The organism is Maricaulis maris, assembly GCF_049116555.1.
Lineage (GTDB): Bacteria > Pseudomonadota > Alphaproteobacteria > Caulobacterales > Maricaulaceae > Maricaulis > Maricaulis maris_C.
In genome coordinates, this window is the sequence record NZ_JAGDYT010000012.1 from 64,797 (window position 1) to 75,285 (window position 10,489).

Here is a 10,489-nt window from a genome sequence, read left to right on the forward strand (position 1 = left end):
ACTGTCCACTAGCCCCAAGACCGGGATGATTGCAACGTGAAGCCGCCGTCCAGACCGCTCGCCATCGCCACCCGCCGCTCCCCGCTTGCCCTCGTTCAGGCGCATGATGTGCAGGCCCGGCTAGCCGCCCAGTGCGGGCTGACCCGCGATGAAGCGGAAGCATTTTTCCCCATTCTCGGCCTGGTTTCCACCGGCGACCGGATCCAGGACCGCACCTTGATCGAGGCGGGCGGAAAAGGCCTTTTCACCAAGGAAATCGACGAAGCCCAGCTGGACGGGCGCGCCGCCTTCGCCGTGCACTCGATGAAAGATGTCCCGACCGTCCTGCCCGACGGGCTGGTTCTGGGCGCGCTGCTGGAGCGTGAGGATCCACGGGACATGCTGATCGCCCGGGGTGGTGAAACGCGGCTGGCGGACCTGCCCGAAGGCGTCACCATCGGCACGGCCAGCCTGCGCCGACAGGCACAGCTCCTCCACAAGAGGCCGGACCTCAAAGTCGTACCCCTGCGCGGCAATGTCGATACGCGTCTGGGAAAGCTCGCCGAGGGTGAGATCTACGCCACCTTCCTGGCCCGGGCCGGCCTCAACCGGCTCGGTCGCGACGAAGCGCGCCGCGAACCGCTGGACCCGTCCGATATGTTGCCCGCCTGCGCCCAGGGCGCGGTTGGCGTCACCATTCGACCGGATGATGATGAGGCCGCTGCGCATCTGGTCGGCCTGCATCACAACGCGACCGAGATCGCCATCACTGCCGAGCGGGCCTTCCTCGCCGAGCTCGACGGGTCTTGCCGGACGCCGATTGCGGCCCATGTGAATAAGGTATCCATGGACTTCATCGGGGAAGTTTTGACTCCTGATGGCAAGCAATGCTGGCGAAGGCAGATTCGATTCGACATGACGACCGCCACTTCCGATAGCGCCCGTCGTGCCGGCGAGGCCCTGGGCCGCGCTGTACGCGATGCTGCCGGTGATGGCCTCGCCGCGGCCCTGGTGACCGCGTGACGGTTCTGGTCACACGCGGCTGGCCGGGTGCGGAGCGCACCGCTTCCGGGCTGAGACGCCTGGGGATCGACCCCATCATCTCGCCCGTCCTCGACATCAATTTTCGCGCCCGCATCGATGCCAGCCTGGATGACGTGCAGGCCCTGGTCTTCACATCCGCGAATGGCGTCCGCGCCTGGGGACCGAGGCGCCCCGAACGCGATCTTCCCGTCTATGCGGTCGCAGATGCAACGGCCCAGGCCGCGCGCGATATCGGGTTCAAGAAGGTCCACTCGGCCGGCGGCGATGTCACCTCGCTGGCCACGTTGATCCGGCGCAAGGTCAAGCCCGACAAGGGCAGCCTTCTTCATGTCCGGGGCATCCATGTCTCGGGCGATCTTTCCGGCGTTCTCAAGCCGGATGGCTACAAGATCCGCGACGCCATCGGTTATGGTGCAGTCGCGGTCGACGCCCTGGGCGAAGAAGCCATTGCCGCCATTGTGTCCGGCGCGCCGGTCTCGGTTCTGATCCATTCCGCCCGCGGCGCGAAGACCTTTCTCGACTTGCTCCGCAAATTCGGACTTCACCATTGGCTTGGCTCCGTCACGGCGCTCGGCATTTCCGCCAATGCCCTTCAACCGCTCGATGGGGCCGGCTTCGGCGCGCTGATTGCAGCCTCCGCTCCCAATGAGGACGCGCTGCTTGCGCTTCTGGATGATTCATCGGAACTGGCCTCGGCAGGCCACGCGTCCTAAGCTGACGCAAATTCGCGCGAATCATGGGCCGTCATGGCTGATCCCAACGAAACTCTCGATCCCGAACCCGTCGATGCCGAGTTCGAGCCGGCTGACGACAGCCGCCCGGCCGCCAAGCCTGCCCCCAGCGGCGGCGGGGGGCTCGGCCTTGTGCTCGTTTTCCTGCTGGCCAGTGTCGCCGGCGGCGCCATCGGCTTCGCGGCGTCACGCTATGTACCCGCGGCCGAAACGCCGGATACCGGCGCGGCCGCCGAGCGCGCAGCCCTGACCAGCGAGATCACAGGCCTGGAGACCCGGCTGGCGGCGCTTGAAGCCGAAGATCCGGCAGCGGCATTCACGGACGACGTTACTGCTCTCGAGCAACGCCTCGCCGAACTGGAGACGGCTCCGCCTGCCAATCCGGACGGCGCTTCTGTGGACTTGTCCGACATCCAGGCCCGACTGGGCCAGTTGGAGAGCGCCGCGGCGCAGCCAACAGACCCTGCCGCGCCATTTGATCCGAGCGCGCTTGAATCCCGGCTTGCGACACTCGAGACGGCGCTAGCCCTGACCGATGCCCGCGCCCAACAGGCGCTCGAGGCAAGCCAGTCCTCATCAGACAATCCCGGGGTCGATCCGCAAATCCTGCAAGCGATCACAGATCGTATCAATGCCGTCGAAGCCTCAATGGACACGCTGTCCGCTCCGGCACAATCAGACCCGGCGATCGCACAATTGCGCCAGGACCTGCTCGACCTCCAGACCGAACTCGCCTCGGTGAGGGTCGTGGCTGAAGGCGCCCGCGACCAGGCCCGAACCGCCTCCGAGACAGCGGCCACACCCGCCGATACCGGTCAGGCGTCACGCCAGCTGGCAGCGCGCGCACTGGCGCTGACAGCCCTGCGCGAAATTGCCCGCACCCATGACGGGTTTGAGGCCGAACGCGCAGCGCTGGCCCGGCTCTGGCGCGGTCAGCCGGACCTTGCGTCCATGGCCGATTATTCCCGCGCCGGGGTGCCGACAACTGGCGAGCTTGCCACCCTCTTCCCGGGCGAGGCCATTCGCGAGGCAGCGGGACCGGGACGTGTCTTTTTCGGCCTGATCGAGGTTCGGCGCACCGATGGCAATGACGATGAGACGGGTCCGTTGGCGATGACCGCCCTGGCCGAAAGACGCTTGGCAGAGAACGATCTTGTCGGCGCCGTAACGATTGCCGAGCGCCTCGACGGGGAGGCCCTTGAGACGGTTCGTGACTGGTTGTTCCAGGCACGCGCGCGTCTCGATCTGGATCAACGCCTGCAATCACTGCGTGATGCCCTGGCAGCCGAGGCCGCCGAGCAGGGAAGCGACCCGACATGATCCGCCTCATCCTGGCTGTCTCTTTCGCCCTTCTCACAGCGGCCCTGGGCGCCTTTCTGGCGCTCAATCCTGGCCGGGCGAGTTTCGAATTCCTCGGCGTCCAGACCGAAATGCCCTTCGTGGTCGCGGCCGGAGGGGTGATCCTGTTCGCCTTTCTCATGCTGGTCATCTGGTGGGGGATTTATCTGTTGTGGACCTCGCCGGACAAGGTGAAGGGCTTCATGGGCCGGCGTCGGCGCGAGCAGGGTTATGACGCGCTGGAAAAAGCGCTGATCGCCTCTGCTGCCGGGGATGGTGAAGCCGCTGTGCGCCAGGCTGCGCGGGCCGATGCCCTGCTGGACCGTCCCGCACTCTCGCGCCTGCTGGCGGCTCGTGCCGCCGAGGCTGCCGGCAATCTGGATGGCGCCCAGACCCATTATGAGGCCTTGCTGGACGATCAGCGTACCCGCGTGGTGGCGCGGCGCGGCCTGGCGCAATTATCGCTAGAGCGCGGCGATCATGGCGCCACGATCGATCATGCCACCGACGCCTTCCAGCAGGCCAAAGGCGCGCTTTGGGCCTTTGATTCCCTGTTCGATGCCCAAGTCGCCAAGGGCCGCTGGCAGGACGCCCTGACCACGCTGACCGAGGGTGAGCGGCGCAAGCACGTGGCGCCGGATACATCCCGCCGGCGCCGTGCTGTCCTGCTGACCGCGGCGGCTCTCGAGACCGAAGGCAGCGATGCCGAGAGCGCGCGCGACCTCGCCGTCGCGGCTCACAAGGCCGCCCCGGGTTTCGCACCGGCAGCCGCCCTCGCCGCGCGTCTGCTCGCCGATGGCCGCCGCCACAAGCGCGCCTCGGAGGTTCTGGAATCCGCCTGGGCTGCCGCGCCACACCCGGCGCTGGCCCGTGCCTTCCAGGATTTGCGGAAGTCGGACACCAAGACCAAACGCCTGGAGCGCCTCAAAACGCTGGCCGCCCTCAACCCGGAACACCGCGAGAGCCGCCTCATCCTGATCCAGACCGCGCTGGAAGAGGGCGATGCCCCGTCCGCCCGCGCCCTGCTGGATCCGATGCTGGACGAATCGACGCCCTCCTCACGCCTGTGTGCCCTGGCCGCCCGTCTGGCGCGGCTGGATGGCAAGGACGAGCTCGCCCGTCGCTGGATGACGCGCGCCTCCCATGCCGGCGCTGATGCCGACTGGTCCGACATTGATCCGGAGGGGCGCCTCTTTGCCTACACACCGGATGACTGGAAGCGGATGGTCTATGTCTTTGGCGACGAGAACCGTCTCACCCATCCGCGCTATGAGCGGTACGAGCGGGCGGCCGGTGCGGTGCCGGAGACGGCGCTCCTGGACTCCCCGCGCCCGGTCAAGGCGGCCAGCTCGCGGTCGTCACGCTTTGTTGACGCGCCACCGCGCATGCCCGATGACCCCGGCGTGCCGGATGAGGATGACGGGGCCTCGGCATGACAGGGCGTTATGCGTCCGGCGATGACGTGACCCTGGTCGCGATCGTCGGCGGCTCCGCCTCTGGCAAGACGCGACTGGCCTATGCCATCGCGGACGCCATACCGGGTGCATATGTCATCAAGGAAGATGATTATTACCTGGACGCGACCCTGCTGGATGATTTCGACCCGGCGACCTTCAATTTCGATGAACCGGCCTCGAAAGAACACGCCCGTCTGGTCGCCGATCTCAAATCACTCAAAGCCGGGCGAAGTATCGACATTCCTCAGTATGATTTTGCCACCCACAGCCGCCACGCCGAGACGCTGCATTGCGAACCGGCGCAAGCGATCATCGTTGAGGGTCTGCACGCCGTCGCAAGCCCGGGCCTGGCCTCCCTTTTTGATCTGATTGTCTACGTATCGGCCACGCGACCCGTCCGCTTCGAGCGCCGCCTGAAGCGCGATGTAGCCGAGCGCGGGCGTACACCGGAGTCGGTGCGACACCAGTTCGACACCATCGTGGAACCGATGCACACACAGCATGTGGAACCGCAAAAACCACTGGCCGACCTGATCATCACCAATATGGGTCCGCCGGATTTCAAAGGCATGGCCGAGCCTGTTCTGGAATGCTTGCGCACACGCGTTTCAGAGGGCTGATTTTTGCCCTGATGAAAGGCTTGCCGACCGCCCCGTTCGCGGTTAGTTTCCGGCGCCTTCGGACCGGTAACGGAACGAAGCCCGTAAATGGGCCGCTTTAGCTCAGCTGGTAGAGCAACGCATTCGTAATGCGTAGGTCAGGTGTTCGAGTCACCTAAGCGGCACCATTTCACCTCCCGTGGCTTTTTTTGATCCGCCCAATCCGGTTCTGGCATTGCATGCGTCGGCCGGATGAGGACCCGCGCTTGTCCGGGCCTCGAAACTCCCTACATACCCGGTCAAGCAAACAGGGGGTCTTCATGACCGATACCAGCGCATATGTGCCGCCGAAAGTGTGGACGTGGGATAGTGAGAGTGGCGGCCGTTTCGCCAGCATCAACCGCCCCATTGCCGGAGCGACCCACGACAAGGAGCTGCCTGTGGGCCAGCATCCGCTACAGCTCTATTCGCTGGCCACGCCAAACGGCGTGAAGGTTACGATCATGCTCGAGGAATTACTGGCGGCTGGACATGCCGATGCCGAGTATGACGCATGGCTGATCCGGATCACCGAAGGGGAGCAATTCTCGAGCGGTTTCGTCTCGATCAATCCGAACTCGAAAATCCCTGCCTTGCTGGACCGCAGCACCGAGACCCCGACACGGGTCTTCGAATCCGGATCCATCCTGCTTTATCTGGCCGAGAAGTTTGATGCCTTCCTGCCCAAGGACCCGGCGAGCCGGACCGAAGCCTTGAACTGGCTGTTCTGGCAGATGGGATCCGCCCCTTATCTCGGCGGCGGCTTTGGTCATTTCTACGCTTATGCGCCGGAAAAATGGGAGTACCCAATCGACCGCTTTGCCATGGAAGTGAAGCGTCAAATGGACGTTCTCGACAAGGCCCTGGCCGACCGCACCTATCTGGCGGGCGCCGAGTATACGATCGCCGATATGGCGGTCTGGTCCTGGTATGGCGCACTGGCGCGCGGCGTTCTCTACGACTCGGGCGAATTCCTGTCTGTTCAGGACTACACCCACGTCCAACGCTGGGCGGCGGAGATTGCAGACAGGCCGGCGGTGCGGCGCGGAATCAAGGTCAACCGGGTCTGGGGCGAAGAAACCAATCAGGTTCCCGAACGTCACTCCGCTGCCGATATCGACGCCAAGGCGGGATAGACAGAAACAGGCGGGGCAGCATGACGCCGCCCCGCCTGGAGTCTCTGCATCAGCCTGCGCGGCTCAGCAGGCCCGCGAGTTCGGTCAGACGGCGAACCTCAGCCGGGACAAGCCCGCCCGCACCAGCCGCCTCGGCGAGCATTGCCGACGCTTCTGTCAGAGCCGCACGGTCCGGCGCCCCGGCAGACCAGGCATCCAGTGCCGACCGGATGGTCGCGACCGCAGGGCCTTCGAGCGCGTCGCCACGCTCGATCTGGTCGAGATAGGCTTGTGCGACCACGGGCTGGTCGGGCCATTCAATGTGCAGCTGGGTCTGGGTATTCGCCTCGTCGAAGCGGATCAACTCGGCCGCCGCAATCTCGTTCGCGGTCAGGTACTCGCTGGGCTGGAGCCGGAAGACATCCATTCCCCTGACAATCTCGGGCGCCCAGATGCGCCCATTATGCCAATAGGCCGCCCAGTATCCGGCCACACGGAGCGCGTCCGGCCCGAGCGGTCCACGGTCGAAGAAAGCGATTTCGTACGGGTTGTTGCTGTCGGTAAAATCGATGATCGAGAGACCACCGCTATACCACGCCTGAACCATGATATCGCGACCCGGGACCGGGACGAGGGTGCCGTTGTGAGCGACGCAATTCTCGATCGCGGATTGTTCGCCGGGAATCTTGAAGAAGCCGCGCAATTGCAACTCGCCATCAACAATGTCGGCAATGAGGTTGGCACCCCAGTTTTCCGGATCGGTTGACTGGCAACGCGCGCCGATGCCGCCGCCCCACTCATCGGTGAAGAGGACCTTGTCGGCATCGTTCGAGAATGTCGCCGAATGCCAATAGGCCATGTTCGGATCAGCCAGGTCCGAGATGCGGCGCGGGCTCACCGGATCGGTGATATCGAGCAGGATTCCATTGCCGCCGCAGGCGCCGGCCGCAAGATTCATCTCGGGATAAACCGTAATGTCATGACAGGAGACGGTTGCGCTGGCTTCCTGCGCGCCCTCTTCCATTGCACCACCGGCCCACAGCCCGGCGATTTCACCGGTCTCGTAATCCGTGAAGATGCGCGGCCGGGCGATCAGGGCTGCCTGTTCCGGCGCATCAAGCGGCACTTCGATGATGTCGATCGAGTACAGCGCGGTCTCGGGGTTCTCGTCCGGCTCACCACCGCTACACCCAGCAAGCTCACTATCCGGCCGCGGACTGTTTGTCCCCTGGACGTAGATATAGGCCGTACGGGCATCGGTCGGGTGCGGCACGAATGTGTGAGTGTGCGATCCACGGCAGGTTTGCACCGCCGCCACCTGGCGCGGCGCATCGAGATCGCTGATGTCGAAGATTCGCACGCCGAGGAAACGCTCGGGGCTGGACTCTTCCTCGACGCCACCACTCCCACAGTCGAGCCGGCCACGACCCTGTTCGGTCGAGAAGAAGACAAGATCACCGTGAACTGAAACATCGCCCTGACCACCCGGGCAGACAACCGACAGGATATGGTCCGGATCATCCGGATCGGCCGCGTCAAACACGTTGAATCCATGGAAGCCGCCGACGATCACGCGATCGCCGGTGAAGGCGAGGTCGGAGTTGGCAAAGGACAGAAGGCCCGGCCCGGTATACTCTTCCTCTGCCTCGGCAGGGGCGGCATCGGGATCGCCGTCTCCTGCCGCATCGCCGGCCGGCTCTTCAACCGGCGCCTCGGTTGCTTCATCCGCTACAACGGCTGGCAGGCTCAGCGGGATCATGGCCGTTTCGCGGTCGAAGAAACCTTCCGGCGGCGGCACCGAGGCCGTCATCTCGAGATTCCAGATGACGCTTTCGGCATCAAAAATACCCGGAGCAAGATCAGCGCGCGACGGCGGCCCCTCGGCCGTCTCCTCGACAGGAGCNNCAGGAGCAGAGCAGGCCGCCAGGGCTGCGCCCAACGCAGCAAGTGAAACCATGGAACGGAAATTCGGCATCGTGTAGCCCCCCTTGGACCGATGAAATTCTAGAGACCGGCGAGCATGCCGCGCATGCGGGCTATCTCGGCGGATTGGTCGGCGATAATGGCCGACAGGAATTCGGACAATTGCGTGTCCTCGCCATTGCCTGGCTCGGCTAGCAAGGCGTCAACCATATCGATCGCGCCCTGATGGTGATGAATCATCCCGACCAGATAGAGACGATCGAAACCCGCATCCCGCGCGTCGGCGAGCGCCGCCATTTGCGCCGGCGACAGCATGCCCGCCATCAAGGGCGTCTCGGACGGTGCGGCGGGATGACCTTCATGCCCCATGGCATGGCCGCCATGGCCCGACATCATCGCACCATGCGCGGGCTCATCATGTTGCATCTCAAGCGATTGCTGCCGGCGGTACAGCCAGGCACGCATCATCTCGATTTCCGACGCCTGGGACAGGGCGATGCGCCGGGCGACCAGGACGACTTGCGGATTGTCAGTTCGCCCCTCGACCAGCTCACCCATCGCAACCGCCTGGCCGTGATGGACGATCATGTGCTGCATGAATCGAACATCATCTGCGGAATAGCCGGTATTTGCCTGATTGAGGGATTCCTCAGGCGTTAGGGTGCGCGTCTCCGTTCCCGGTGCACCCGGCTGGAAGATGGGCGGGGCCTCTGCGAGCCCGTCACCGGCACTCAGGGACAAGCCCACCGTCGCCACAATGATGAAATGCGTCATGATTTCCCCACGCCGGAACAGCCAGCATGGCGGGAATGTAATCATGCTTGTCGGGCCGGGGGAATAGCCGCACGCGCCGGAATCCAGCGATCAGCCCTCGCCAGGGGCCATCTGCGACTGCATGTAGCGTTCTTCGCCGACCTTTTCGATCAGACCCAGCTGGGTCTCGAGAAAGTCGATATGCTCTTCCTCACTGTCGAGGATGTCGGTGAAAATCTTGCGCGAGACATAGTCACCGACCTGTTCGCAATGGGCGATCGCGTCCTTGTAGAAAGGATGAGCGCGCTCCTCGACCTTGAGATCGCACTCGAGGCACTCCTTGAGTGTCTCGCCGATATAGATCTTGGCCAGGTCCTGAACGCTCGGCAGCCCCTCCAGGAAGAGAATGCGCTCGATCAGGATGTCAGCATGCTTCATCTCGTCGATCGATTCCTCGTACTCCACCTTGGCGATTTTCGCGAAGCCCCAGTCCTTGAACATGCGCGCGTGCAGAAAGTACTGATTCACGGCCGCCAGCTCGAGCTTCAGCGCCCCGTTCAGCAGTTCAATGACTTTGGCATCGCCCTTCATGGCATCTCTCCCGTGTGCAGCATGATTGGCTACTCTACGGAAAGCCGGCGAAGAGCCAAAACATTAAGTTTGCAAGTGAAAGTGGGTCTCGCTCGCGACTATTCCGCGGCCGCGGGAAGGTCGTCAGCCCCGATCCGGGTCGCGGCGATCATGTCAGCCACATCCGGCAGGCAGCGGCCGCATTTCGGCTTGGCGTCACACCGCTTGAACACGCAGGCAGCACTCTTGACGGACGGGTCCGCCGCGGCAGCCTTGAGGTCGCGATCGCGCAGCGCATTGCAGATGCAAACATACATGGGCGAGCACGGTTTCCTTTTGAGCCTGCGACTACCTTTCCCGCGAATGCGAATGACTGTCAACTGCATAATGCGGATGTCGGGCACATTTCAGCGCCCGACATGTCGCAGGCTCATCAAAGGACTGGACTAGCTGCCGCGCATGATCGAGCCGAGCGGTCCAAGTGCTGACCCCTCGCCCTGGCCAGACCCGGTCACGGGCACATTGGCCAGGATGCGACCCGCCAGGCGGGAAAATGGCATCGACTGGATCCAGACTTTCCCGGGCCCTTTTAGATGAGCAAAGAAGACACCTTCCCCACCAAAGATCATCGACTTGATATTACCAGCGCGCTCGATTTCGAAGTCGACGCTGGGCGTATAGGCGACGACGCAGCCGGTATCGACGTGCAACTCCTCGCCCGCGGCCAGTTCACGCTCGATCAGGGTGCCACCGGCATGAACGAAAACCCAGCCGGTCCCTTCGAGCCGCTGCATGATGAAACCTTCACCGCCAAACAGACCGGTCATGATCCGCTTCTGGAGCGCGATGCCGACCGAGACACCCTTGGCCGCGGCCAGAAAACTATCCTTCTGGCAGATCAGCTCACCACCCAGGTCAGGGAGGTGCACAGGTATGATCGT

Annotated in this window: 11 protein-coding genes and 1 tRNA gene; 7 read left to right on the top strand and 5 right to left on the bottom strand. The window is 63.8% G+C overall.

Annotation, left to right across the window (positions count from 1 at the left end):
* The first annotated feature begins 36 nt into the window (after positions 1–36).
* The 7 genes from hemC to yghU all read left to right on the top strand — a co-directional run bounded on the left by hemC (position 37) and on the right by yghU (position 6,323).
* The gene (hemC, locus tag JXQ94_RS13250) at positions 37–1,002 is read left to right on the top strand and encodes a hydroxymethylbilane synthase (RefSeq protein WP_421924265.1); all 966 of its coding nucleotides are present in this window, start codon (positions 37–39) and stop codon (positions 1,000–1,002) included.
* Positions 999–1,736, top strand: coding sequence for a uroporphyrinogen-III synthase (locus tag JXQ94_RS13255; RefSeq protein ID WP_421924266.1), 738 nt, complete (start codon positions 999–1,001; stop codon positions 1,734–1,736). The genes hemC and JXQ94_RS13255 overlap by 4 nt, the downstream gene beginning before the upstream one ends.
* A gap of 33 nt (positions 1,737–1,769) precedes the next feature.
* Positions 1,770–3,074 (top strand): hypothetical protein, encoded by a 1,305-nt coding sequence (locus JXQ94_RS13260; RefSeq protein WP_421924267.1) that lies wholly within the window; start codon positions 1,770–1,772, stop codon positions 3,072–3,074.
* Entirely contained in the window at positions 3,071–4,528 is a 1,458-nt protein-coding gene (locus JXQ94_RS13265) for a heme biosynthesis protein HemY (protein WP_421924268.1), read from the top strand. Before JXQ94_RS13260 ends, JXQ94_RS13265 begins: the two co-directional genes overlap by 4 nt.
* Positions 4,525–5,169: a uridine kinase family protein gene (locus JXQ94_RS13270; protein WP_421924269.1), complete on the top strand. Its 645-nt coding sequence runs from the start codon at positions 4,525–4,527 to the stop codon at positions 5,167–5,169. The genes JXQ94_RS13265 and JXQ94_RS13270 overlap by 4 nt, the downstream gene beginning before the upstream one ends.
* A 91-nt stretch (positions 5,170–5,260) precedes the next feature.
* Positions 5,261–5,336 (top strand) — tRNA-Thr (locus JXQ94_RS13275).
* A gap of 132 nt (positions 5,337–5,468) precedes the next feature.
* The gene (gene yghU, locus JXQ94_RS13280) at positions 5,469–6,323 is read left to right on the top strand and encodes a glutathione-dependent disulfide-bond oxidoreductase (RefSeq protein ID WP_421924270.1); all 855 of its coding nucleotides are present in this window, start codon (positions 5,469–5,471) and stop codon (positions 6,321–6,323) included.
* A gap of 49 nt (positions 6,324–6,372) precedes the next feature.
* Here yghU and JXQ94_RS13285 read toward each other — a convergent pair.
* The 5 genes from JXQ94_RS13285 to JXQ94_RS13305 all read right to left on the bottom strand — a co-directional run.
* A partial coding sequence (locus tag JXQ94_RS13285) for an LVIVD repeat-containing protein (protein WP_421924271.1) occupies positions 6,373–8,205 on the bottom strand: 1,833 nt, incomplete at its 5' end.
* A 101-nt stretch (positions 8,206–8,306) separates the two neighbouring features.
* Positions 8,307–8,999: a DUF305 domain-containing protein gene (locus JXQ94_RS13290; RefSeq protein WP_421924272.1), complete on the bottom strand. Its 693-nt coding sequence runs from the start codon at positions 8,997–8,999 to the stop codon at positions 8,307–8,309.
* A gap of 90 nt (positions 9,000–9,089) precedes the next feature.
* Positions 9,090–9,569 (bottom strand): bacterioferritin, encoded by a 480-nt coding sequence (bfr, locus tag JXQ94_RS13295; RefSeq protein WP_421924273.1) that lies wholly within the window; start codon positions 9,567–9,569, stop codon positions 9,090–9,092.
* Positions 9,570–9,667: 98 nt separating this feature from the next.
* Entirely contained in the window at positions 9,668–9,865 is a 198-nt protein-coding gene (locus JXQ94_RS13300; protein ID WP_421924274.1) for a (2Fe-2S)-binding protein, read from the bottom strand.
* Positions 9,866–9,994: 129 nt separating this feature from the next.
* Positions 9,995–10,489, bottom strand: a 495-nt coding sequence (locus JXQ94_RS13305) for an AIM24 family protein (protein ID WP_421924275.1), incomplete at its 5' end; no start/stop codon positions are given.